This is a genomic window from Cupriavidus neocaledonicus (assembly GCF_000372525.1).
Classification (GTDB): Bacteria; Pseudomonadota; Gammaproteobacteria; order Burkholderiales; family Burkholderiaceae; genus Cupriavidus; species Cupriavidus neocaledonicus.
This window is the reverse complement of record NZ_AQUR01000099.1, coordinates 1-22,161: the sequence shown is the minus strand read 5'-3', so window position 1 is coordinate 22,161 and position 22,161 is coordinate 1. Positions and strand designations below refer to the sequence as shown.

Annotated in this window: 25 protein-coding genes; 22 read left to right on the top strand and 3 right to left on the bottom strand. The window is 67.8% G+C overall.

Annotated elements, in window-relative coordinates; all coding sequences use genetic code 11:
* Positions 1–2 precede the first annotated feature (2 nt).
* Both A3AG_RS0117330 and A3AG_RS0117325 read left to right on the top strand, forming a co-directional pair.
* Positions 3–635, top strand: coding sequence for a response regulator (locus A3AG_RS0117330; protein ID WP_018006648.1), 633 nt, complete (start codon positions 3–5; stop codon positions 633–635).
* A 55-nt stretch (positions 636–690) separates the two neighbouring features.
* On the top strand, positions 691–1,098 hold the full coding sequence (locus A3AG_RS0117325; protein ID WP_018006647.1) for a response regulator: 408 nt from the start codon (positions 691–693) through the stop codon (positions 1,096–1,098).
* A gap of 4 nt (positions 1,099–1,102) precedes the next feature.
* Here A3AG_RS0117325 and A3AG_RS0117320 read toward each other — a convergent pair whose 3' ends face one another.
* Positions 1,103–2,506: a sensor histidine kinase gene (locus A3AG_RS0117320; RefSeq protein ID WP_018006646.1), complete on the bottom strand. Its 1,404-nt coding sequence runs from the start codon at positions 2,504–2,506 to the stop codon at positions 1,103–1,105.
* A 339-nt stretch (positions 2,507–2,845) separates the two neighbouring features.
* On the opposite strand from A3AG_RS0117320, the gene A3AG_RS33485 reads away from it, so the two are divergent.
* Entirely contained in the window at positions 2,846–3,013 is a 168-nt protein-coding gene (locus A3AG_RS33485; RefSeq protein WP_010812883.1) for a DUF1328 domain-containing protein, read from the top strand.
* A gap of 53 nt (positions 3,014–3,066) precedes the next feature.
* Complete coding sequence (locus A3AG_RS0117310; protein WP_018006645.1) at positions 3,067–3,495, top strand: DUF883 family protein; 429 nt, start codon at positions 3,067–3,069, stop codon at positions 3,493–3,495.
* 193 nt (positions 3,496–3,688) lie between these two features.
* On the opposite strand, the gene A3AG_RS0117305 is transcribed toward A3AG_RS0117310, so the two are convergent.
* A complete protein-coding gene (locus A3AG_RS0117305) occupies positions 3,689–4,012 on the bottom strand; it encodes a DUF1840 domain-containing protein (RefSeq protein ID WP_018006644.1) in 324 nt (107 codons plus the stop codon).
* 276 nt (positions 4,013–4,288) lie between these two features.
* On the opposite strand from A3AG_RS0117305, the gene argS reads away from it, so the two are divergent.
* The 5 genes from argS to A3AG_RS0117280 all read left to right on the top strand — a co-directional run bounded on the left by argS (position 4,289) and on the right by A3AG_RS0117280 (position 9,561).
* A complete protein-coding gene (gene argS, locus A3AG_RS0117300) occupies positions 4,289–6,076 on the top strand; it encodes an arginine--tRNA ligase (protein ID WP_018006643.1) in 1,788 nt (595 codons plus the stop codon).
* Positions 6,077–6,199: 123 nt separating this feature from the next.
* Positions 6,200–6,913 carry an SPOR domain-containing protein gene (locus A3AG_RS0117295; protein ID WP_018006642.1) on the top strand — a complete coding sequence of 238 codons (714 nt, stop codon included), beginning with the start codon at positions 6,200–6,202 and terminating at the stop codon, positions 6,911–6,913.
* A 148-nt stretch (positions 6,914–7,061) separates the two neighbouring features.
* Complete coding sequence (locus tag A3AG_RS0117290) at positions 7,062–7,697, top strand: thiol:disulfide interchange protein DsbA/DsbL (protein WP_018006641.1); 636 nt, start codon at positions 7,062–7,064, stop codon at positions 7,695–7,697.
* A 222-nt stretch (positions 7,698–7,919) separates the two neighbouring features.
* The gene (locus A3AG_RS0117285; RefSeq protein WP_018006640.1) at positions 7,920–8,726 is read left to right on the top strand and encodes an SDR family oxidoreductase; all 807 of its coding nucleotides are present in this window, start codon (positions 7,920–7,922) and stop codon (positions 8,724–8,726) included.
* A gap of 1 nt (position 8,727) precedes the next feature.
* Entirely contained in the window at positions 8,728–9,561 is an 834-nt protein-coding gene (locus A3AG_RS0117280) for a helical backbone metal receptor (RefSeq protein WP_018006639.1), read from the top strand.
* Between the two features lie 5 nt (positions 9,562–9,566).
* On the opposite strand, the gene A3AG_RS0117275 is transcribed toward A3AG_RS0117280, so the two are convergent.
* The gene (locus A3AG_RS0117275) at positions 9,567–10,643 is read right to left on the bottom strand and encodes an MBL fold metallo-hydrolase (RefSeq protein WP_018006638.1); all 1,077 of its coding nucleotides are present in this window, start codon (positions 10,641–10,643) and stop codon (positions 9,567–9,569) included.
* Positions 10,644–10,851: 208 nt separating this feature from the next.
* Between A3AG_RS0117275 and A3AG_RS0117270 the strand changes: the two genes are divergently transcribed.
* The 13 genes from A3AG_RS0117270 to A3AG_RS0117210 all read left to right on the top strand — a co-directional run.
* Entirely contained in the window at positions 10,852–11,292 is a 441-nt protein-coding gene (locus A3AG_RS0117270; RefSeq protein ID WP_018006637.1) for a MerR family transcriptional regulator, read from the top strand.
* Positions 11,293–11,415: 123 nt separating this feature from the next.
* Positions 11,416–11,892 (top strand): PaaI family thioesterase, encoded by a 477-nt coding sequence (locus A3AG_RS0117265; RefSeq protein WP_018006636.1) that lies wholly within the window; start codon positions 11,416–11,418, stop codon positions 11,890–11,892.
* Between the two features lie 68 nt (positions 11,893–11,960).
* Complete coding sequence (locus A3AG_RS0117260) at positions 11,961–13,142, top strand: isovaleryl-CoA dehydrogenase (protein ID WP_018006635.1); 1,182 nt, start codon at positions 11,961–11,963, stop codon at positions 13,140–13,142.
* A gap of 121 nt (positions 13,143–13,263) precedes the next feature.
* Entirely contained in the window at positions 13,264–15,105 is a 1,842-nt protein-coding gene (gene aceK / locus A3AG_RS0117255; protein ID WP_018006634.1) for a bifunctional isocitrate dehydrogenase kinase/phosphatase, read from the top strand.
* Complete coding sequence (can, locus tag A3AG_RS0117250; RefSeq protein ID WP_012351453.1) at positions 15,102–15,773, top strand: carbonate dehydratase; 672 nt, start codon at positions 15,102–15,104, stop codon at positions 15,771–15,773. The genes aceK and can overlap by 4 nt, the downstream gene beginning before the upstream one ends.
* 51 nt (positions 15,774–15,824) lie before the next feature.
* On the top strand, positions 15,825–17,003 hold the full coding sequence (locus tag A3AG_RS0117245) for an acetyl-CoA C-acetyltransferase (RefSeq protein WP_018006633.1): 1,179 nt from the start codon (positions 15,825–15,827) through the stop codon (positions 17,001–17,003).
* 216 nt (positions 17,004–17,219) lie between these two features.
* Positions 17,220–17,900, top strand: a complete 681-nt coding sequence (locus tag A3AG_RS0117240) for an SDR family oxidoreductase (protein WP_026164263.1) — start codon at positions 17,220–17,222, stop codon at positions 17,898–17,900.
* 32 nt (positions 17,901–17,932) lie between these two features.
* The gene (locus A3AG_RS0117235) at positions 17,933–19,063 is read left to right on the top strand and encodes an acyl-CoA dehydrogenase family protein (protein ID WP_018006631.1); all 1,131 of its coding nucleotides are present in this window, start codon (positions 17,933–17,935) and stop codon (positions 19,061–19,063) included.
* Positions 19,064–19,157: 94 nt separating this feature from the next.
* Complete coding sequence (locus tag A3AG_RS0117230; protein WP_026164262.1) at positions 19,158–19,814, top strand: 2-hydroxychromene-2-carboxylate isomerase; 657 nt, start codon at positions 19,158–19,160, stop codon at positions 19,812–19,814.
* The gene (locus tag A3AG_RS0117225) at positions 19,811–20,497 is read left to right on the top strand and encodes an HAD family hydrolase (RefSeq protein WP_018006630.1); all 687 of its coding nucleotides are present in this window, start codon (positions 19,811–19,813) and stop codon (positions 20,495–20,497) included. Before A3AG_RS0117230 ends, A3AG_RS0117225 begins: the two co-directional genes overlap by 4 nt.
* Positions 20,494–20,952, top strand: coding sequence for a YchJ family protein (locus A3AG_RS0117220; protein ID WP_018006629.1), 459 nt, complete (start codon positions 20,494–20,496; stop codon positions 20,950–20,952). Before A3AG_RS0117225 ends, A3AG_RS0117220 begins: the two co-directional genes overlap by 4 nt.
* Complete coding sequence (locus A3AG_RS0117215) at positions 20,949–21,626, top strand: glutathione S-transferase family protein (protein ID WP_018006628.1); 678 nt, start codon at positions 20,949–20,951, stop codon at positions 21,624–21,626. The genes A3AG_RS0117220 and A3AG_RS0117215 overlap by 4 nt, the downstream gene beginning before the upstream one ends.
* Positions 21,627–21,690: 64 nt before the next feature.
* Positions 21,691–22,161: carboxyl transferase domain-containing protein (locus A3AG_RS0117210; protein ID WP_026164260.1), on the top strand; the 471-nt coding region annotated here is incomplete at its 3' end.

Sequence of the window (22,161 nt, the reverse complement as noted above, 5' to 3'; positions counted from 1 at the left end):
ACATGATCCGCGTCCTGATCGCCGACGACCACGAGATTGTGCGTGCCGGGCTGCGTCAGTTCATTTCCGAAGAACCCGATATCCAGGTGACCGGCGAGGCCGGCAGTGGCGACGAAGTCATGGCGCAGCTGCGCGATGCCGAATTCGACGTGCTGGTGCTGGACATCTCGATGCCGGACCGCAATGGCATCGATGTGCTCAAGCTGATCCGCCAGCGCAAGCCCGACCTGCCGGTGCTGATCCTGTCGACGTATCCGGAAGACCAGTACGCGATCAACCTGATCCGTGCCGGCGCGTCCGGCTACCTGACCAAGGAAAGCGCACCCGACGACCTGGTCAAGGCGATCCGCACGGTGGCGCAGGGCCGCCGCTACGTCAGCGCCACCGTGGCCGACCTGCTGATCGGCGGGCTCGACAAGCCGACCGAGCAGCCGGTGCACCAGATGCTGTCCGAGCGCGAGTTCCAGATCTTCTGCAAGCTGTCACGCGGGCAGTCGGTGTCGGTGATCGCAGACGAGCTGTTCCTCAGCGTCAAGACCGTCAGCACCTACCGTTCGCGCATCCTGGAGAAAATGGGCATGAAGACCAACGCCGACCTGACCTACTACGCGATCAAGAACGGCCTGGTGGAATAGCAGTTCAATCGCGGCCCCGCGCGGGCCGCCCCGGAAGGGACCCGCAATACAAAATATGTCGGAGCAGGATTCGAACACTTCCTACCGGGCGCTGAACGTGCTGCTGATTGAAGATTCGGCGGTCCTGCGCGGCATGCTGCTCGAATACCTGAAGGATTTCCCGTTTATCGAGAACGTCGACTGGGCCGATACCGAAGCCCTGGCGCTGCGCCTGCTCGGCGCCGGCAAGTACGACGTCGCCATCGTCGACCTGCAGTTGCGCCAGGGTAACGGCATCAACGTGCTGCGCGCGATGCAGCGCGCCGGCACCGGCACCGTGCGCATCGTCTACACCAACCACGCCCAGCTCGAGATGTACCGGCGCCAGTGCGCCGAGGCCGGCGCCGACTACTTCTTCGACAAGTCCCTGGAGCTGGAGCAGGTGTTCCGCGTGATCGAGGAACACGCCGCGCCGCAGGGCTGACCGATCAGGCGCGCGCCGGCTCCGGGCTCTCGGGTTCTTCGGCGGGCGCCAGCACCGAGGCGGTCAACGGCACCTCGATGCGGATGCGCACCCCGGCATCCGGCGACGAATCGATCTGCATGCTGCCGCCCAGCGCGGTGACGCGCTGCTCCATCCCCAGCAAGCCGTGGTGGCCGGCCTGGCTGCCGGCGTCGAAGTCCGGCGGCAGGCCCTTGCCGTCGTCGCGCACCGTCAGCGTCAGCAGTTCGCCCTGGCACGCCAGCGAGACCTCGACGTGCCTGGCCTGGGAGTACTTGCTGGCGTTGGTCAGCGATTCCTGCACGATCCGGTACAGCGCGATCGCGGCTTCGTCGCGCAGCGCCGGCAGGTCTTCCGGCACGCTGACTTCGGTTTCCCAGTTGTTGCGCGCACCCACTTCCTCGACCAGCTGGCACACCGCGGCGCGCAGGCCCAGGTTGAGCAGCACGGTGGGGCGCAGGTCCTCGATCAGGCGGCGCTTGATCTGGATGCCCTGGTCCACGTGCAGCATCACGCGCGTCAGGCGCTCGGCGGCCACCGGCTGGTCCGCCTGTACCTTGCGGCGCACCCAGTGCAGGTCGAGCTTGATCGCGGTCAGGATCGCGCCGAGTTCGTCATGCAGTTCGCGCGCAAGGCGGGTCTTCTCGTCTTCGGTCACGCGCTGCAGGTGGCCCGCCAGCGCCGACAGCTGGCGCGTGCGCGCGCGCACCTTGCGGTCCAGCCGCACGCTTTCCTCTTCCAGCTGGGTGCGCACCGCCTCGGCCATCGCCAGCCGCTTGGCGTGGCCGATGCCGACCGCCATCAGCAGGATGATGTTGATGGCGGTAAGCAGGCCGATGCCGTAGCGCGACAGCTGCACGTCGTTCTCGGCGCCCTCGAGCCGGTGCGAGACCGCGCCGGCCTCCCGCGCCTGCAGCTGGTCGAGCCCGCGGCGCGCGTTGTCCATGGTCTGCTTGCCGTAGTCGGTGCGGATCAGGTCCAGCGCGACTTCCAGGTCGCGCTTGCCGTACACCAGCGTCAGCGCCATCTCGTTGAGCTTGCTGTTGACCAGCTTGGAGGTATCGCCGAACTGCTTCAGCCCTTCGGGGTCATTGGCGTAGCCCGCGCGGATCTGCGCCATCAGCTCGGCGATGCGCGGCAGCGCCTTGTAGTACGGCTCGAGGTAGCTTTCCTTGCCGGTCAGCAGGAAGCCGCGCTGGCCGGCCTCGGCATTGACCAGCTCGCCGTTGAGCGCGGCCAGCTCGGTCTGCAGGCGCTGCGAGCGGATCACGTCGGTATAGCTTTCGCGCAGGCGGATATTGCCGGTTTCCGACGCCACCAGTACCGCCAGGGTCAGCAGGATGCCGCCCGCGAGCAACAGCGTGTGAGGGAGAAATGACTGCTTGAACATGGGGCAATTCCTATGGTGAAGGCGCGCTCGCCCGCCGCGGCGCCAAGGGAGGGCCCATGGAATCACATCGACCGCCATGGGTCAACCCGGCGCCGGCTTTCCGCATCGCGTTTCGCGCCAGCGGCAGCCTCGGCGCGTGCGCGGCACGCGCTGCGCGGGGCCCGCGTGGCGCCCGGCAGGCGTTGTAGGACTTGGCTGACAGCGGAATCGGCTGCCTGTCGGTATTGGCACGAAGCGTGGCTTTCTACGATGAGGCTATGAGCTTGCACCCGTTGGCGCAAGCCTCACATGGGCCCAGCCAGTGCGCCTGGCCCGGTCCGAATCTTCGGGAGCCTAGCCATGCTGCAATATGCACTCGTATTTTTCGTCATCGCCCTGATCGCGGCGATTTTCGGCTTCGGCGGGATTGCCGCCGGCGCCGTGGAAATCGCCAAGATCCTGTTCTTCATCTTCCTGGTCGTGGCGCTGGTTGCCGCGGTGATGGGACTCGTTCGCAGGGGACGGTAAGGCCGGCGCAAGCCGGCATCACGCCCTCGCCGACCCGAACCTGAGGAGACCGTATGCTGACGCAGAACCCCAAAGTCCGGAAGGAACTGAACCACCTGTCCGACAGTGCCGACAGTGCGATCCGCCATATCAAGCATGCCGCGCGCGATACGCGCGAGGCCGCGGCGCCGGTGTCCAGCGAAGTCAAGTCGCTGATCTCGCAGCTCGAGCACACCATCCAGGTGCTGGCGCGCGAGGGCTCTGCCGAGAGCCTCCAGGCCGGCCACCGCCTGCGTGAACGCGCCAGCGAGATGGCGCACCGCCTGCGCGCCCAGACTGCAGACGGCATGATGCGCGCGCGCGAACGCGTGGATGGCGCGGTGGTGCAGGCCCAGCACCGCGTGGCCGAATCGCCGCTGAAGGCGGTGGCGATTGCCGCCGCCGTCGGCGCGTTGATCGGGCTGCTGCTGGCCAATGGCCGGCACCATGCCGATGAGGAATAAGCGCGCGGATTAACCGACAACACCTGACGCGGAGATCCAGCTGGCGTGCCAGCCTGCTCCGCCGGAATTCCCCCCTTTCCGGAACCCTCGTCCGGAAGCCCGGTCGCCAGTCGTGGTGCCGGGTGTTTTTTTATCCGCGAGCCGTGGACCGGCGCGCAGCGGTGCTCAGCGCCTTGCGGCCGGCGGGCACGGCTCAGACGCCCCAGAGGACATTGACCCCTTCGCGCTGCGAGGCGCGCAGCATGTCGAGGAAGGGATAGGCGCGCTGCCCCAGGTGCAGCGGCTCTTCCTCTTCTTCGTCGGCATCGGGCCGGGCCTCGACCGCGGTGTCGGCGGGATGGGCGCGGCGCGCATCGGCCACGGCCGCTTCGAGCTTGTGGATCGCGTGCGGCAGTTCGTCGACGGTGATCACCCCCCGTTCCCCGAGATGCTTGCCGATGATGCCCAGGAGCGTCACGGCCAGATCCTTCATCATGATCAGGTCCTGCGCGGCGTGGGATTTGAAGGTGATCAGCATGATGGTTTTTCCTTTCACGGAGAACGGTGGGCGGCGTCCCCGGGGCGGGATGCCGCGCCGGTTCGGGCACGGTCTGGCACGGCCGCCGGAGCGGATTGGGGTCCGTGGCCGTCCTTGCGCATGATGTCAGCATAGCACCTGATAAAATTGCGCGTTCCCGATTCCCATGCCTGCACGCGGCGCGGCGTTGATTCGCCGTCACTTGCCGCGTTCGTGGCACCGGCGCGGCCCGCGGGGCCTGCGCCCGAATACCAGCCCACAGGGCTTCCGACATCCATGCTGCCTGTTCAGACCTCCAATCTTGCCGCCGCGTTCACCGATGCCGTGCGCGCGCTCGCCCCGGCCGATGCCACCTTGCCCGCCGTCACCTTCGAGCGGCCCAAGGTGGCCGCCCATGGCGACCTCGCCTGCAATGTCGCCATGCAGGTCGCGCGCGCGCTCAAGAGCAATCCGCGCGAGCTGGCGCAGCGCATCGTCGCCGCGGTGCAGGCCGATGCGCGTGCGCAGGCGCTGGTCGCGACCATGGAGATCGCCGGCCCCGGCTTCATCAACCTGCGCCTGACGCCGGCGGCCAAGGCCGACGTGCTGCGCGCGGTGCTGAACCAGGGCGATCACTACGGCGCACGAGAGCGCGGCATGCACGGCCAGGTGCTGGTCGAGTTCGTCTCGGCCAACCCGACCGGCCCGCTGCACGTCGGCCACGGCCGCCAGGCGGCGCTGGGCGATGCGCTCGCCAACCTGCTGTCGTGGCAGGGCTGGCACGTGCACCGCGAGTTCTACTACAACGACGCCGGCGTGCAGATCCAGACCCTGGCGCTGTCGGTGCAGGCGCGCGCGCGCGGCCTCAAGCCGGGCGACGCCAGCTGGCCGGAGGCGGCCTACAACGGCGACTACATCGCCGACATCGCCGCCGACTTCCTCGCCGGCAAGACCGTCAGCGCCTCCGACGGCGAGCCGGTGACCGCCTCGGGCAACGTCGAGGACATCGACTCGATCCGCAAGTTCGCCGTGACCTACCTGCGCAACGAGCAGGACATCGACCTGCAGGCCTTCGGCGTCAAGTTCGACCGCTATTACCTGGAGTCGTCGCTGTACAGCGACGGCCGCGTCGACGCCGCGGTGCAGTCGCTGATCGGTAAAGGCAAGACCTACGAGAGCGAGGGTGCGCTGTGGCTGCGCACCACCGACGACGGCGACGACAAGGACCGCGTGATGAAGAAGAGCGACGGCACCTATACCTATTTCGTGCCGGACGTGGCCTACCACACCACCAAGTGGGAGCGCGGCTTCACCAAGGTCATCAACGTGCAGGGCAGCGACCACCACGGCACCATCGCGCGCGTGCGCGCCGGCCTGCAGGGCCTGGACATCGGCATCCCGCAGGGCTATCCCGACTACGTGCTGCACAAGATGGTGACGGTGATGAAGAACGGCGAGGAGGTCAAGATCTCCAAGCGCGCCGGCTCCTACGTCACCGTGCGCGACCTGATCGAATGGTCCAACGGTGGCGACGAGACCATCCGCGGCTGCCTGGACGGCGGCGTGGCCGACTGGCCCGCGCACTTCACCCGCGGCCGCGACGCGGTGCGCTTCTTCCTGCTGTCGCGCAAGGCCGATACCGAGTTCGTGTTCGACGTCGACCTGGCGCTCAAGCAGAACGACGAGAACCCGGTGTACTACGTCCAGTACGCCCATGCCCGCATCTGCTCGATCTTCGAGTCTTGGGGCGGCGCGGACTGGGAAGCGCGCCTGGCCGAGCTGGCCGGCGCCGACCTGGCCGCCGTGACCGGCGCCGAAGCCAGCGCCCAGGCGCTGGCGCTGGGACAGCGCCTGGCCGAGTTCCCCGACATGCTGGCCGCGGCCGCGGCCGAACTGGCGCCGCATGCGGTGGCGTTCTACCTGCGCGACCTGGCCGGCGACTTCCACGCCTTCTACAACGCCGACCGCGTGCTGGTCGACGACGACGCCGTCAAGCGCGCCCGCCTGGCGCTGCTGGCCGCCACGCGCCAGGTGCTGCGCAACGGCCTGGCGGTGATCGGGGTGTCCGCCCCGCGCCGCATGTAAGCAGGCCGCCGGCGCCCGGCTCGCGCGCCGGGCGACGCCCGGGGCCAGCCGGCCCCGGGGACGATCCGGTGCGGCCGCCGGCGGCACTGGCTCTATAATCCCGGCATCACCGAAGAGGACTTCATGCAACAGCAACGCAAGCGCGAGTCGCGCAATGTCCGCCGCAGCCAGCAGCGCGGCGGTACGTTCCTGGGCCTGGTGCTCGGGCTGATCGTCGGGCTGGCCATCGCCGTGGTGGTCGCCCTGTACATCACCAAGTCGCCGACGCCGTTCCAGCAGAAGCACGCCCCCCGGCCGAGCGAGCCGGGCAACGTCGCCAGCCAGCTGCCGTCCCCGGCCCAGCGCGCCGACGAAGGCCCGAGCGACCCCAACAAGCCGCTGTGGAGCAAGACCCCGGCCAAGCCGGTGGGCCAGGCGCCCGAGCCGGAGCCGAAGCAGAACGGCCAGCCGCCGGTGGCGGCGCGCCCGGCGGAGAAGCCGCTGGACAAGCCGGTCGAGAAGCCGGTCGAGAAGCCGGCTGACAAGCCGCTCGCCACCAAGCCCGCCGAGAAGCCGGTGTCCGACCCGATCGCCGAGATCGCCCAGGCCGACGCGCACAAGGTGGGCTACCTGCTGCAGGTAGGCGCATTCCGCTCGTCGGACGACGCCGACCGCCAGAAGGCCAACCTGGCGATGCAGGGCTTCGAGGCCCGCATCACCGAGCGTGACGTCAACGGCGTCAAGATGTACCGGGTGCGCCTGGGGCCCTTCAACCGCATCGAAGACATGAACAAGGCACGCGACCGGCTGCAGTCGTCCGGTTTCGAGGCCTCGGTGATCCGCTTTACCAAGCAGTAGGCGGACCAGCAGGCGGCACCGCTTAATACCCGGTAACCGCCGCAACGCCGCAGCAACAGGTTCCGCCATAAGCGGCGGGGGCGCCGATGAACCGGGTGCCGCCGCCGCTGTCATACGCTCATCGTCCAAACCGCAAGGCCGTTCACAAATGAAAAAACTCGCCGCACTGTTCGCCATGTTCGCCGCCGTGGGCGGCCTGCTGATGTCCGCCCCGTCGCACGCGGCACCCACCGAAGGCAAGGAGTACCAGGTCCTGAAGACGCCCCAGCCGGTCGCGGCGGGCAAGATCGAGGTGACCGAGTTCTTCTGGTATGGCTGCCCGCACTGCTATGACTTCGAGCCCGACCTGGAAGCCTGGGTCAAGAAGCAGGGCGGCAATGTGGTGTTCAAGCGCGTGCCGGTCGCGTTTCGCGACGACCTGCTGCCGCACACCAAGATCTTTTACGCGCTGGAAGCCATCGGCAAGCTCGATGCCATGCACAACAAGGTCTTCAGCGCCATCCACGTGGACCGCAAGCGCCTGACCGACCCCAACGAGATCGCCGATTTCATGGCCAAGAACGGCGTCGACCGCAAGGCCTTCCTGGATGCGTACAACTCGTTCACGGTGACGACCAACTCGCAGCGCGCCAACAAGATCGCCGACGCCTACAAGATCGACGGCGTGCCGACCGTGGTGGTGCAGGGCAAGTACGTGACCTCGCCGTCGATCGCCGGCAACAAGCAGGGCGCGGTGCAGACCATGGATTACCTGGTGGAGCAGATCAAGGCGAAGAAGATGTGATGAGGGTTTGCTCCCCTCTCCCGCCGGGAGAGGGGCCGGGGTGAGGGCAGGCGCGGGCATACCGCAGGCGCGTACTCCGTGGGTGCCGCCCGGCCCTCACCCCAACCCTCTCCCGCAAGCGGGAGAGGGAGTACACAGGCAGGATGTTAAGGACCTGTGGCAGGCCAAGCGGCTGGTATCCTGTACCAGCCGTTTTTTATTTCCGACCGCACTCGTTCCCTCATGCGTCCCCTCAAAGTCTTCCTCACCGGCGCCTCCAGCGGCCTGGGCCAGGCGCTCGCGCGCGAATACGCCGCGCAGGGCGCCATCCTCGGCCTGGTGGCGCGGCGCGAGGACGCGTTGCGCGAGTTCGTGGCGACGCTGCCCGACCCGGGCGCGGTGCGAATCTATGGCGCCGACGTGCGCGATGCCGACGCGATGGCGCGCGCGGCGGCAGACTTCATGGGACAGTTCGGCTGCCCGGATGTGGTGATCGCCAATGCCGGGGTCTCGGTCGGCACCGTCGCCAGCGAGCGCGAGGACCTGGATGCCTTCCGCCAGGTCATGGATACCAACTGGTTCGGCGTGCTGACCACCTTCCAGCCTTTCCTGCACGCGATGCAGGCGCGCGAGCCCGGCCATTTCGGCCGGCGCGGCACGCTGGTGGGCATTGCCAGCGTGGCGGGGGTGCGCGGGCTGCCGGGCGCGGGGGCCTACAGCGCTTCCAAGTCGGCGGTGATCAAGCTGCTCGAAAGCCTGCGGCTGGAGCAGCGCCGGCACGACATCCGCGTGGTCACGATCGCGCCCGGTTATATCCGCACGCCGATGACCGCGCACAACCCGTACCGCATGCCGTTCCTGACCGATGCCGACGTGTTCGCGCGCAAGGCCGTGCGCGTGATCGCGGCGGGCCGGCGCTTCCGCGTGATCCCGTGGCCGATGGGCGTGGTGGCGGCGCTGCTGCACGTGATGCCGCGCTGGCTGTACGACGCGCTTGCCGCGGGCGCACCGCGCAAGCCGCGTCGTGCCGACGCATCCGGGGAGCCCTGAGATGTGGCGCGACGCCATCGGCCAGCAGCATGCCGCCGCCACGGGCGTGGTGCGGATTGCCTCGCTGGTGCCGTCGGTGACCGAGCTGCTGTTCGCGCTCGGGCTGGCGCGACAGATGGTGGCGCGCACCGGCTTCTGCATCCACCCGGAACCGGCGGTGCGCGCCGTGCCCAAGGTGGGCGGCACCAAGGACGTCAACGTGGCGCGGCTGCGCGCGCTGGCGCCCACGCATGTGGTGGTCAATATCGACGAGAACCGGCGCGAGACCGTGGACGAGATCCGCGACTTCGTTCCCAACGTGATCGTCACCCATCCGTGCGCGCCCGAGGACAACTTCGGGCTGTACCGGCTGCTGGGCGGCATCTTCGGCTGCCATGCCGAGGCCGAGGCGCTGTGCGCGGCGCTGCAGGCGCAGCTGGATGCGATCCGCGTGCGGCCATGGCCGGCGCGCCGGGTGCTGTATGCGATCTGGCAGGACCCGTGGATGACGGTGTCGCGCGATACCTATATCAGCCGCATGCTGGCGCTGGCCAACTGGCAGACCTGGCCTGGCGGCGCGGACAGCGTACAGGCTTGCGCAGGCGGCGACTGCAGCCGTCCGAATGCGCCCGGCGAGCGCTATCCGACCTTCCGCTGGAGCGACGCGCTGGTGCGCGAGCTCGACCTGGTGCTGCTGTCGACCGAGCCCTATCGCTTTACCGAAGACCACGCCGACGCGCTCGAGCGCCAGCTCGGCAAGCCGGTGCTGCTGGTCGACGGCGAGATGCTGTCGTGGTACGGCAGCCGCGCCGTCGACGGGGTGCGCTACCTGGCGGCGCTGGCGGCCGCCAGCTGAAGCGCTCAGGCGGCGCGGAAGCGGATCACGCCGTCGTCGCCGGTTTCGCGCACCAGCTCGCCGCGGTGCCACAGGCAGTGCAGGTGCGCCAGCGACTCGCCCATGGCGAAGGTCATCTGGTGGATGTCGAACTGGCGCTTGAAGATCACGCCGACGATGTCGTGCGCGCTGCAGGGTTTGGCGCGGCACGCCTCCAGCGTTTCGGCGAGGCGGTCGGCATGGTGCTCGCGCAGCTGCATGATGCGGGTATGCAGGTTGCGGAACGGGCGGCCGTGCGACGGCAGGATCAGCACGTCCTGCGGCAGCGGCTCGTACTTGCCCAGCGAATCCAGGTAGAGCTGCAGCGAATTGGCCTCGGGCTCCATGTCGAACACGCTGACATTGGTCGAAATGCGCGGCAGCACCATGTCGCCGGAGACCAGCACATTGGTGGCGGCGTTATACAGCGCCACATGCTCTGGCGAATGGCCGAAGCCGGTGATCACGCGCCAGCCGGAGGTGGCCGGATCGGTGCCGATCCGCACCGTGTCGCCTTCCATCAGGCGGCGGTATTGGCTCGGCAGGTCGGGCACCAGCGACGGGTAGTAGGTCTTGCGCGCGCGCAGCTTTTCCTGGCTGTCGGGATCGGTCAGGCCGTGCACCGCGAAATGCGCGGCAGCCGCTTCGCCGCCGGCGCTGGAGCCGGCGCCGGTGCCGCTGCCCATCACGCGCGCGCTCATGTAGTCGCCCAGGCTCATCCACAGGCGCACGTCGAACCGCCGGCACAGCCAGTGCGCCAGGCCGACGTGGTCGGGATGGCTGTGCGTGACCAGCACGCGCACCACCGGCAGGCCTTCCAGCTCGTTGGCGAAGATCGTTTCCCAGTGGCCCTTGATGACATCGTTGGTGATGCCGCAGTCGATGATGGTCCAGCCGTCGCGCCCGTCCAGGCGGTCGCGCAGCAGCCACAGGTTGATGTGGTCGAGCGCGAACGGCAGCGGCATGCGCAGCCAGTAGACGCCGGGGGCGACTTCCTGCCTGGCGCCGGGCGCGGGCATGGTATCGCCGAACGGGTATTGGAGCTGGTGTTCGAGTGCGTTCATGAGGAGTCTCGTGGTCGAAGCCTGGCGGCGGGACGCGGGCTTTCTCGTTTTGCCGGCACGTCCCTGAGCTGCGCCAGGGGCGTGCAAGCACCGGTTGCCAGCCGATCTGGTTGACGCTAACGTAAACGTCAATCATACGGGTTCGTGTCCATCTTAAGCGAAAACTTGACTTCGCAACGAACGACCGTTCACTTTCTTTGGTCAGGCCATGTCAGCGACGCCAGCGGCGGCTTCCGCCACCTACACCATTACCGACCTCGCGCGTGAGTTTGACGTCACGCCGCGTGCCATCCGCTTCTACGAGGACCAGGGCCTGCTGTCGCCGCAACGCGAGGGACCGGGAGGGCGCAAACGCGTTTACAACGGCCGTGAGCGGACCCGGCTGAAGCTGACGCTGCGCGGCAAGAGGTTGGGGCTTACTCTCAACGAGATCCGCGAAATCCTTGATCTCTACGAATCGCCGCGCGATACCGCGCCGCAGCTGGACCGGTTCCTGGTCGCGCTTGCGGCACACCGGCGCACGCTCGAGCGACAGATGGAGGACCTGCAGGCGCAACTGGCCGAGATCGACCAGCATGAGCGCCAGTGCAGGGCCCTGCTGGCGGCGCAGAGCGGCGACAATGGGCCGGACCAGACCCATGCCGCGTGAGCGGCACCTGCGCACGCGTCCGTGCGATCCGGCATTGACGTTTACGTAAACGTAAATAGAATAGCCGGGCAGCGCATTGGCCGTGCGCTGTCCGTCCAGACAGGCCCCACACCGGAACCCGCCATGACCGCCTCCCTTGCCCATGCCGTGCCCGCTGAACCGGAACCGCTGTCCGCCGCGCGCGCGGGCGCCATCGCCACCAGCTTCTCGCGCCAGGGGCTGATGCGGACCTTCGGCGCCGAGCTGGCGCGCGTGCAGCGCGGCGAGGTCGAGCTGGCGATGCCGTGGTCCGAGGACGTGACCCAGCAGCACGGCTTTTTCCACGGCGGCGTGGTCGGCGCGCTGGCCGACAGCGCCTGCGGCTATGCCGCGCTGACGCTGGTCGGCGAGGATGAGGCGGGCCTGACCGCCGAGTACAAGATCAACCTGCTGTCCCCCGCCCAGGGCGAACGCCTGGTGGCGGTGGGACGGGTGCTCAAGCCCGGGCGCACGCTGATCGTGGCGCAGGGCGATGTCTACGTCGAGCAGCAAGGCCGCCGCAAGCCGGTGGCGACCATGCTGATGACGCTGTGCGTGGTCAAAACGCTGGGCCACGTCTGAACCGATCGATCCGGCGACCCCGGGAACCCTTCGACACACCGACACACCGATTCCTACAGGAGACCATCATGACTGAATTGCCAGGCCTGAAATTCGATCTGGGCGAAGACATCGAAATGCTGCGCGGCGCCGTGCGCGACTGGGCCCAGGCCGAACTGGCTCCGCGCGCGGCCGAGATCGACCGCACCGACCAGTTCCCGATGGACGCCTGGAAAAAGATGGGCGACCTGGGCGTGCTCGGCATTACCGTGGCCGAGGAATACGGCGGCGCCAACATGGGCTACCTGGCCCACATGATCGCGATGGAGGAAATCAGCCGCGCCTCGGCCTCGGTGGGCCTGTCGTACGGCGCGCATTCCAACCTGTGCGTGAACCAGATCCATCGCAACGGCACGCCGGCACAGAAGGCGAAGTACCTGCCCAGGCTGGTCTCGGGCGAATGGATCGGCGCGCTGGCGATGAGCGAGCCCAACGCCGGCTCCGACGTGGTCAGCATGAAGCTGCGCGCGCAACGGAAGGGCGACCGCTACGTGCTCAACGGCACCAAGATGTGGATCACCAACGGCCCGGACTGCGACGTGCTGGTGGTCTACGCCAAGACCGAGCCCGAGCTGGGCGCGCGCGGCATGACCGCCTTTATCGTCGAGAAGGGCATGAAGGGCTTCTCGGTGGCGCAGAAGCTGGACAAGCTGGGCATGCGCGGCTCGCACACCGGCGAGCTGGTGTTCGAGGACGTGGAAGTGCCGGCCGAGAACATCCTCGGTGCCGAGAACGGTGGCGCCAGGGTGCTGATGAGCGGCCTGGACTACGAGCGCGCGGTGCTGTCCGGCGGCCCGGTCGGCATCATGCAGGCGTGCATGGACGTGGTCACGCCGTATATCCACGACCGCAAGCAGTTCGGCCAGAGCATCGGCGAATTCCAGCTGATCCAGGGCAAGGTGGCCGACATGTACACCACGCTGCAGGCGGCGCGCAGCTACCTGTACACGGTAGGGAAGAACCTGGACGCGCTCGGCAGCGACCACGTGCGCCAGGTGCGCAAGGACTGCGCCGCGGTGATCCTGTACACCGCGGAGAAGGCCACCTGGATGGCGGGCGAAACCGTGCAGATCCTGGGCGGCAACGGCTATATCAACGAGTACCCGGCCGGGCGCCTGTGGCGCGACGCCAAGCTGTACGAGATCGGCGCCGGCACCTCGGAGATCCGCCGCATGCTGATCGGGCGCGAGCTGTTCGCGGAAACCATGTAACGGTGCGCCGGGGCGCCGGAATCACCTCCGGCGTCCCCGGGCATCCGGGGCCCTGGGCCAGAACCCATTTACAATCTCATTACCCGTCGCAAGACCGTCACGTAGTCGTCCCCGTCGACCCATGTCCCACTTCCCCAAACTGCTCTCCTCGCAGATTGCCTACGATGTGGCGAGAACGATGCTCGACGGGTTCGACAAGCACTACCGCCTGTTCCGCGAGGTCAGCCACGAGGCCAAGCTGAAGTTCGAGGCCGGCGACTGGCACGGGCTGCAGCAGATCCAGCGCGACCGCATCGCCTTCTACAACGAGCGCGTGCGCGAATCCAGCGTGATCCTGGAAGACGAGTACGACGCCGAGAACATCGAGGACGAGATCTGGCAGCAGATCAAGCTGCACTACATCGGGCTGCTGACCAACCACCACCAGCCCGAGCTGGCCGAGACCTTCTTCAACTCGGTGTGCACGCGCATCCTGCACCGCTCTTACTTCAACAACGACTTCATCTTCGTGCGCCCGGCGATCTCGACCGAGTACATCGAGAACGAGGAATCGCCCACGCGCCCGACCTTCCGCGCCTACTATCCGGGCAGCCGCGAAGGCATGGCCGCGTGCTTCGAGCGCATCGTCCACAATTTCCAGCTGGAGCGCCCGTTCGAGGACCTGCAGCGCGACATCGGCTACGTGGTGCGCGCCGTCGGCGAGCATTTCGGCGACCTGCGCATCGCGCCGAATTTCCAGATCCATACGCTGTCGTCGCTGTTCTTCCGCAACAAGGCGGCCTTTATCATCGGTCGCATCCTCAACGGCGACCGCACCTTCCCGCTGGCGATCCCGATCCTGCACGGGCCCTCGGGCAAGCTGGTGCTCGACACCGTGCTGCTGAAGAAGGAACAGCTGCTGATCCTGTTCTCGTTCACGCATTCCTACTTCATGGTCGACATGGAGATCCCGTCGGCCTACGTGACTTTCCTGCGCGACATCATGCCGCGCAAGCCGCGCGCGGAGATCTATACCTCGCTGGGCCTGCAGAAGCAGGGCAAGAACCTGTTCTACCGCGATTTCCTGCACCACCTGCAGCATTCGTCGGACAAGTTCATCGTCGCTCCCGGCATCCGCGGGCTGGTGATGCTGGTGTTCACGCTGCCGTCGTACCCGTACGTGTTCAAGGTGATCCGCGATGTTTTCCCCGCGCCCAAGGAAACCACGCGCGAGCTGGTCAAGTCGAAGTACCAGCTGGTCAAGCAGCACGATCGCGTCGGCCGCATGGCGGATACGCTGGAATATTCCGACGTGGCGTTTCCGCTGTCGCGCTTCGACGATGCGCTGGTGCGCGAGTTCGAGCAGCATGCCCCGTCGATGATCGAATACCAGCGCGCCAAGGACGGCGACGAAGAGATCGTGGTGCGCCACGTCTATATCGAGCGCCGCATGACGCCGCTGAACATCTACCTGCAGGAGGGTTCCGACGCGCAGGTCGAGCACGGCGTGCTCGAGTACGGCAACGCGATCAAGGAACTGATCGCCGCGAACATCTTCCCGGGCGACATGCTGTACAAGAACTTCGGCGTCACGCGCCACGGCCGCGTGGTGTTCTACGACTACGACGAGATCGAGTACCTGACCGACTGCAACATCCGCCACGTGCCGCAGCCGCGCAACGAGGAAGAGGAAATGTCGGGCGAAGTCTGGTACACCGTGCGTCCGCACGACATCTTTCCCGAGACCTTCCGCACCTTCCTGCTGGGCGATCCGCGCGTAGGCGCGGCGTTCCTGCGGCACCATGCGGATTTTTTTGACCCTGCCATGTGGCAGAGCCACAAGGACCGGCTGCTGGCCGGACATGTCCATGACTTTTTTGCCTATCACGCTTCAGAGCGGTTCATTCACCGCTACGGCGCCGAGCCGTCCGTCAATCAGCCCCACCCCCAGCCCGCTGCCGGCCCTGCAAGGAGAGTCGCATGAATGACGCCATCGCCCAGCTGTTCCGCAACAACCGTGACTGGGTCGACCGCGTCAATGCGGAAGATCCGGCCTTCTTCACCCGCCTGGCCAACCAGCAGGCGCCGGAATACCTGTGGATCGGCTGCTCCGATTCGCGCGTGCCGGCCAACCAGATCCTGGGCCTGGCGCCGGGCGAGGTGTTCGTCCACCGCAACATCGCCAACGTGATCGCGCACAGCGACCTGAACGCGCTGTCGGTGATCCAGTTCGCGGTGGAAGTGCTCAAGGTGCGCCATATCACCGTGGTGGGCCACTACGGCTGCGGCGGCGTCAAGGTGGCGCTCAAGCGCGAGCGCATCGGCCTGGCCGACAACTGGCTGCGCCACGTGCGCGACGTGGCCGACAAGCATGAGTCCTACCTCGGCACCATCCTGCGCGAGGAAGACGCCCATACCCGGCTGTGCGAGCTCAACGTGATCGAGCAGGTCAACAACGTCTGCCAGACCACCGTGATCCAGGACGCCTGGGCCCGCGGCCAGGCCATCACCGTGCACGGCTGGATCTACGGCGTGTCCGACGGCCTGCTGCGCGACCTGGGCATGGCCGCCAGCAACAACGACGAGCTGCACGAGCAGCTGGCCGCGGCCTACCGCCAGTACGGCGAGCCGCCGCAGGCGTCGATCCGCTGACCCGTCTATCCGCCACCACCGATACCTAGCTACCGATCCAGGAGACCCGACATGGAAGAGATCGTCATCGTTTCAGCCGCCCGCACGCCGATGGCTGCGTTCCAGGGCGAATTCGCCAGCGTCACCGCGCCGCAGCTGGGCGCCGTGGCCATCCGCGCGGCGGTCGAGCGCGCCGGGCTCAAGCCCGAGCAGGTAGAGGAAGTGGTGTTCGGCTGCGTGCTGCCGGCAGGGCAGGGCCAGGCTCCGGCGCGCCAGGCCGCGCTCGGCGCGGGCCTGCCGCTGGGCACGGGCTGCACCACCGTCAACAAGATGTGCGGCTCGGGCATGCGCGCGGCCATGACCGTCTATGACGGCCTGGTCGCGGGCTCGTTCGAGATCGCGGTCGCCGGCGGCATGGAAAGCATGACCAATGCGCCGTACCTTATCCCCAAGGGCCGCGGCGGCTACCGCATCGGCCACGGCATGATCTACGACCACATGATGCTGGACGGCCTGGAAGACGCGTATGACAAGGGCCGCGCCATGGGCACCTTCGGCGAGGACTGCGCCGCCAAGTACGGATTCACGCGCCAGCAGCAGGACGAGTTCGCGATGGAAAGCGTGCGCCGCGCGCAGCAGGCTACCGAGAACGGCGATTTCCGCTGGGAGATCGCGCCGGTAACGGTATCGGGCAAGGGCGGAGACACCGTGATCGACACCGACGAAGGCCCGCGCCGCATCAAGCTCGACAAGATCCCGTCGCTCAAGCCGGCGTTTGCCAAGGACGGCACCATCACCGCGGCCTCGTCGTCGTCGATCAACGACGGCGCCTCGGCACTGGTGATGATGCGCGCCGCCACGGCGAAAAAGCTGGGCCTGCAGCCGATCGCCCGCATGCTGGGCCACACCACCCATGCGCAGGCGCCGGGCTGGTTTACCACCGCGCCGGTCGAGGCCATCGCCAAGCTGTATCGCAAGCTCGACTGGAACACCGACAGCGTCGACCTGTTCGAGATCAACGAGGCCTTCGCCGTGGTGCCGATGGCGGCCATGCACGACCTCAAGATCCCGCGCGACAAGGTCAACATCCACGGCGGCGCCTGCGCGCTGGGCCACCCGATCGGCGCCTCGGGCGCGCGCATCATGACCACGCTGATCGGCGCGCTGCGCAAGACCGGCGGCAGGCGCGGCGTGGCGAGCCTGTGCATCGGCGGCGGCGAGGCGACGGCGGTGGGGATCGAGATCCTGTAACGCCCCACGCTCACCGCTTGTGTTCTCCCCTCTCCCGCTCGCGGGAGAGGGGCGGGGGTGAGGGCCAGCGCGTGCCAAGCACGACCAGCTTCACTTGGTGGTAACGCCCACCCTCACCCCAACCCTCTCCCGCAAGCGGGAGAAGGAGCAAGACCGATGCTGAACCCGCAGCCGGCGTTACCCGACGCCGGCCAGTTCCAGAAAGGAGGCCCACCCTTGCCAACCGCCCTCATCCTAGGTGCCTCGCGCGGCATCGGCCTTGAATTCGTGCGCCAGTACCGTGCCGACGGCTGGCGCGTCATCGCGGCGGCGCGCACGCCCGAAGGCGTCGGTGCGCTGGAGGCGCTCGGCGCCGAGGCGCACCAGGCCGACCTGTCCGATGCCGGCGCGGTGGCGGGCCTGGGCTGGAAGCTCGATGGCGAGGCGCTCGACGTCGCGATCTACAACGCCGGCGTGATGGGGCCGCGCACCGAGAGCGCGCAACCGGTCACGCCGCCGGAGTTCGATCGCGTCATGCATGTCAACGTGCTCGGGCCGATGATGGCGCTGCCGTTGCTGCTGCCCTATGTCGAGGCCGGGCAGTCCGGCCATGGCGGCGTGCTGGCGGTGCTGTCCTCGCGCATGGGCAGCATCGGCGCGATGGAGCACAGCACCAGCTGGCTGTACCGCGTCAGCAAGGCGGGCGCCAACGCCGCGCTGCGCGCGGTGGCGCTGGATGCGCGCCACGCCACCTGCGTCGCGCTGCACCCGGGCTGGGTCAAGACCGACATGGGCGGCCAGGAAGCCGACCTGACCGTGCAGCAGAGCGTCAAGGGCATGCGCCAGGTGCTGGCCAGCGTCAAGCGCCGCGACAACGGCACCTTCCACAACTACGACGGCACCCCCATCCCCTGGTAAAGGGCGCCCGTACACTTCATCACCGAACCGACATGCTGCTGACCCCCGAACAGGAAATGATCCGCGACGCCGTGCGCCAGTTCGCGCAGGAAGTGATCGCGCCGCAGGCCGCGCAGTGGGACCGCGACAAGACCTTCCCCAAGGACGTGCACCGCGAGCTGGCGGCGCTGGGTGCCTATGGCGTGGCGGTGCCGGAGCAGTATGGCGGCGCCGGGCTCGATTACCTGTCGCTGGCGCTGATCCTGGAAGAGATCGCGGCGGGCGACGGCGGCACCTCCACCGTCATCAGCGTCAATAACTGCCCGGTGTGCAGCATGCTGATGTCGTTCGCGAGCGAGGCGCAGAAGCAGCAGTGGCTGGTGCCGCTGGCGCGCGGCGAGATGCTGGGCGCGTTCTGCCTGACCGAGCCGCACGTCGGCTCCGATGCCTCGGCGCTGCGCACCAGCGCGGTCCGCGACGGCGACCACTACGTGCTCAACGGCGTCAAGCAGTTCATCACCAGCGGCCAGAACGCCGACGTGGCGATCGTGCTGGCGGTGACCGACAAGGCCGCCGGCAAGCGCGGCATCAGCGCCTTCATCGTGCCGACCTCGACCCCGGGCTACGTGGTGGCGCGGCTCGAGGACAAGCTCGGCCAGCATTCGTCGGACACCGCGCAGATCCTGTTCGAGGATTGCCGCGTGCCGGCCGCCAACCTGCTCGGCGACGAAGGCGGCGGCTACAAGATGGCGCTGTCGGGGCTGGAGGGCGGCCGCATCGGCATCGCCTCGCAGAGCATCGGCATGGCGCGCGCCGCGTTTGAAGCGGCGCTTGCGTATGCCAAGGAACGCGAGAGTTTCGGCCAGCCGCTGTTCCAGCACCAGGCGGTGCAGTTCCGCCTGGCCGAGATGGCCACGCGCATCGACGTCGCGCGCCAGATGGTGTGGCACGCCGCCGCGCTGCGCGATGCCGGCCGCCCGTGCCTGAAGGAGGCGGCGATGGCCAAGCTGTTCGCCAGCGAGATGGCCGAGCGGGTCAGCTCCGACGCGATCCAGGTGTTCGGCGGCTACGGCTACGTCAGCGACTTCCCGGTCGAGCGCATCTACCGCGACGTGCGCGTGTGCCAGATCTACGAGGGCACCAGCGACATCCAGAAGATCCTGATCGCGCGCGCGCTGGCCTAGCGCCGCCATTTGCGCGTACGATGAGCAGGCGTGCCGCGCCGGCGTCACGTCTTCCCGCAACCGGACCTGCCACCACAAGAATAGGGCCCCCGACATGACCGCAGCGATCGACTTCTATTTTGATTTCTCTTCGCCGTACGGCTACTTCGCCAGTACCCGTATCGACGACCTGGCGCAGAAGTACGGGCGCAACGTCGCCTGGCATCCGATCCTGCTGGGCGTGGTGTTCAAGACCACCGGCGCATCGCCGCTGCCGCAGCTGCCGCTCAAGGGCGACTACAGCTGGCGCGACTTCGAGCGCACCGCGCGCTTCCACGGCATCGACTACAAGCGCCCAACCCATTTCCCGCTGCCGACCACGCATGCCGCGCGCGCCATGCTGTGGCTGCAGAACCATCACGGCGATGACCTCGCCGCGGCCTTCGCCAGGTCCGTGTACCGCGCCCTGTTCGTCGACGACATCAACATCGCCGAGCCGGCGGAGATCATGAAGCTGGCCGAGCCGCTGGGCGTGGACGTGCAGGCGCTCGATGCCGGCGCCACCAGCTACCAGATCAAGGACCAGCTCAAGGCCGAGATCGACGTGGCGATGGCCAAGGGCGTGTTCGGCTCGCCCTTCGTCATCGTCGACGGCGAGCCGTTCTGGGGCTTCGACCGCTTCGACCAGATCGAGGCCCACCTGAAGAGCCGCCGCCAGACCGAACTCCGGGCCGTGCCCAACCCCGATACCAAGGAAAAGAAACCCGCATGACTGCAGCAACCCCCGGCCATTCCGGCCGCTTCGATTGTGTGATCTTCGATTGCGACGGCGTGCTCGTCGACAGCGAGCCCATCGTCAACCGCGTGCTCAACCAGATGCTGAACGAGCTCGGCATCGAGATCTCGCTGGAAGACTCCACGCGCCTGTTCCTGGGCCGCGCGGTGCGCGAAGAGCTCGACATGATCGAACGCATGCGCGGCGCGCCGCTGCCCGAGAACTGGCTCTCGACCTGGCTCGCGCGCCGCAATGCGGTGCTGGAAGAAGAGGTCGCGGCGGTGGCGCATGTGCGCGAGGCCATCCGCGCGGTCGCCGCCACCGGCATGCCGGTGTGCGTGGCGTCGGGCGCGGACCGCGTCAAGGTCAAGCTGCAGCTGACCAAGACCGGGCTGGTCGAGCTGTTCCAGCAAGACCAGCGCGAGCATATCTTCTCGGCCACCGAAGTGGCGCGCAGCAAGCCGGCGCCGGACGTGTACCTGCTGGCCGCGCGCACCATGGGCGTCGAGCCCGCGCGCTGCGCCGTGGTGGAGGACAGCCCGACCGGCGTGACCGCGGGCGTGGCGGCCGGCATGACGGTGTTCGGCTACGCCGCGCGCAACGATGCCGCGCAGCTGCGCGAGGCCGGCGCGCGCATCATCTTCACCGATATGCGCGAGCTGCCGGAGCTGGTGGGATGACGGGCATGAAGGCGGCGAAGGCAACCAGGGCGGCACAGCGTCTGCGCAAGGCCGGCCCGCAGCCGTGCCCGTGCGGCAGCGCTGACTATGACGCCTGCTGCGGCCGCTTTCATCGCGGCGAGGCGCTGCCGCCCAATGCCGAGGCGCTGATGCGCTCGCGCTACAGCGCCTATGTGCTGAACGATATCGACTGGCTGCGCCAGACCTGGCATGCGTCCACCTGCCCGGCCGACCTGGTGCCGGACACCGCGACGCGCTGGCTCGGCCTGGCGGTCAAGGCGCATGCGCAGCAGGACGACACCCATGCCGAAGTGGAATTCGTGGCGCGCTACAAGGTAGGCGGGCGCGCCTGGCGGCTGCATGAGCGCAGCCGCTTTGTCTGCGAGGCGCGCGCCCCGGGCGAGGCGCCGCGCTGGCTTTATGTGGATGGCGACATCATCGGGGAGAAACCATGAGCACCGACAAGCAGAACGAACCCGAGTACCTGCTGTATTGCTTTGCCCAGTCCGGCAACGCCTACAAGGTGGCGCAGCTGCTGGAAACCGTCGGCGTGCAGCGCGGCCAGTCGTTGTGGCGGGCGCGCTTTGTCGATTTCTTCAACGGCGAGACCCGCACCCCGGAATACCGCGCCATCAACGTGATGGGCGAGGTGCCGGTGCTGGAGTTCGGCGGCCAGCGCCTGTCGCAGTCCGGCGCCATCCTCGAGACGCTGGCCGCGCGCCTGGATGCGTTCGGCCCGCGCAACGAAGCCGAGCGCGCCGAGGTGCTGCGCTGGCTGCTGTTCGACAACCACAAGTTCACCTCGTACACCGCCACCTACCGCTTCATGCGCACCTTCGCCAGGTCGCCCGATCCCGCCGTGCTGGATTTCTTCCGCGCGCGCTGCGAAGGCGCGTGGAACGTGCTCAACGCACACCTGGCCGGACGTGACTTCGTGCTGGGCGAGCGCGCCACCATCGCCGACTTCTCGCTGGCGGGCTACGTCTTCTTCGATGACGAGATCGGCGTGCACTGGCGCAAGGAATATCCGCATATCCACGCGTGGACCGAGCGCTTCCGCGCCCTGCCGGGCTGGAAGCATCCCTATGCGCTGATGCCCGGGCATCCGTTGCCGAAGGCAGCCGGCTGAGTCCGGCCGCCACGGCACAGCATCAGGCGGCCCCCAACCTTATCTGCCAGCAAGAGACTCCGAGATGCCCACGCTCGAAAGCAAACTCAACGCCCGCGCCGAATCCTTCAAGGCCAATGCCGAGGCCATGCGCGCGCTGGTGGCCGACCTGAAGGCGAAGATCGCGAAGCTGGCCGAAGGCGGCGGCGCGGCGGCGCGCGACAAGCACCTGGCACGCGGCAAGCTGCTGCCGCGCGAGCGCGTGCAGCAGCTGCTCGACCCCGGCACGCCGTTCCTGGAGCTGTCGCAGCTGGCCGCGTACGACATGTACGACGATGCCGCGCCCGGCGCCGGCATCATCACCGGCATCGGCCGCGTCGCTGGCCAGGAATGCGTGATCGTCTGCAACGACGCCACCGTCAAGGGCGGCACGTATTACCCGATGACGGTCAAGAAGCATGTGCGCGCGCAGGAGATCGCCGAGGAAAACCACCTGCCGTGCATCTACCTGGTCGACTCGGGCGGCGCCAACCTGCCCAACCAGGACGAGGTCTTC

Excerpts from the sequence above, each read along its gene's own strand:
- A3AG_RS0117330 (WP_018006648.1), top strand. The coding sequence starts at position 3 with ATGATCCGCGTCCTGATCGCCGACGACCACGAGATTGTGCGTGCCGGG.
- A3AG_RS0117325 (WP_018006647.1), top strand. The coding sequence starts at position 691 with ATGTCGGAGCAGGATTCGAACACTTCCTACCGGGCGCTGAACGTGCTG.
- A3AG_RS0117320 (WP_018006646.1), bottom strand. The coding sequence starts at position 2,506 with ATGTTCAAGCAGTCATTTCTCCCTCACACGCTGTTGCTCGCGGGCGGC.
- A3AG_RS33485 (WP_010812883.1), top strand. The coding sequence starts at position 2,846 with ATGCTGCAATATGCACTCGTATTTTTCGTCATCGCCCTGATCGCGGCG.
- A3AG_RS0117310 (WP_018006645.1), top strand. The coding sequence starts at position 3,067 with ATGCTGACGCAGAACCCCAAAGTCCGGAAGGAACTGAACCACCTGTCC.
- A3AG_RS0117305 (WP_018006644.1), bottom strand. The coding sequence starts at position 4,012 with ATGCTGATCACCTTCAAATCCCACGCCGCGCAGGACCTGATCATGATG.
- argS (WP_018006643.1), top strand. The coding sequence starts at position 4,289 with ATGCTGCCTGTTCAGACCTCCAATCTTGCCGCCGCGTTCACCGATGCC.
- A3AG_RS0117295 (WP_018006642.1), top strand. The coding sequence starts at position 6,200 with ATGCAACAGCAACGCAAGCGCGAGTCGCGCAATGTCCGCCGCAGCCAG.
- A3AG_RS0117290 (WP_018006641.1), top strand. The coding sequence starts at position 7,062 with ATGAAAAAACTCGCCGCACTGTTCGCCATGTTCGCCGCCGTGGGCGGC.
- A3AG_RS0117285 (WP_018006640.1), top strand. The coding sequence starts at position 7,920 with ATGCGTCCCCTCAAAGTCTTCCTCACCGGCGCCTCCAGCGGCCTGGGC.
- A3AG_RS0117280 (WP_018006639.1), top strand. The coding sequence starts at position 8,728 with ATGTGGCGCGACGCCATCGGCCAGCAGCATGCCGCCGCCACGGGCGTG.
- A3AG_RS0117275 (WP_018006638.1), bottom strand. The coding sequence starts at position 10,643 with ATGAACGCACTCGAACACCAGCTCCAATACCCGTTCGGCGATACCATG.
- A3AG_RS0117270 (WP_018006637.1), top strand. The coding sequence starts at position 10,852 with ATGTCAGCGACGCCAGCGGCGGCTTCCGCCACCTACACCATTACCGAC.
- A3AG_RS0117265 (WP_018006636.1), top strand. The coding sequence starts at position 11,416 with ATGACCGCCTCCCTTGCCCATGCCGTGCCCGCTGAACCGGAACCGCTG.
- A3AG_RS0117260 (WP_018006635.1), top strand. The coding sequence starts at position 11,961 with ATGACTGAATTGCCAGGCCTGAAATTCGATCTGGGCGAAGACATCGAA.
- aceK (WP_018006634.1), top strand. The coding sequence starts at position 13,264 with ATGTCCCACTTCCCCAAACTGCTCTCCTCGCAGATTGCCTACGATGTG.
- can (WP_012351453.1), top strand. The coding sequence starts at position 15,102 with ATGAATGACGCCATCGCCCAGCTGTTCCGCAACAACCGTGACTGGGTC.
- A3AG_RS0117245 (WP_018006633.1), top strand. The coding sequence starts at position 15,825 with ATGGAAGAGATCGTCATCGTTTCAGCCGCCCGCACGCCGATGGCTGCG.
- A3AG_RS0117235 (WP_018006631.1), top strand. The coding sequence starts at position 17,933 with ATGCTGCTGACCCCCGAACAGGAAATGATCCGCGACGCCGTGCGCCAG.
- A3AG_RS0117230 (WP_026164262.1), top strand. The coding sequence starts at position 19,158 with ATGACCGCAGCGATCGACTTCTATTTTGATTTCTCTTCGCCGTACGGC.
- A3AG_RS0117225 (WP_018006630.1), top strand. The coding sequence starts at position 19,811 with ATGACTGCAGCAACCCCCGGCCATTCCGGCCGCTTCGATTGTGTGATC.
- A3AG_RS0117220 (WP_018006629.1), top strand. The coding sequence starts at position 20,494 with ATGACGGGCATGAAGGCGGCGAAGGCAACCAGGGCGGCACAGCGTCTG.
- A3AG_RS0117215 (WP_018006628.1), top strand. The coding sequence starts at position 20,949 with ATGAGCACCGACAAGCAGAACGAACCCGAGTACCTGCTGTATTGCTTT.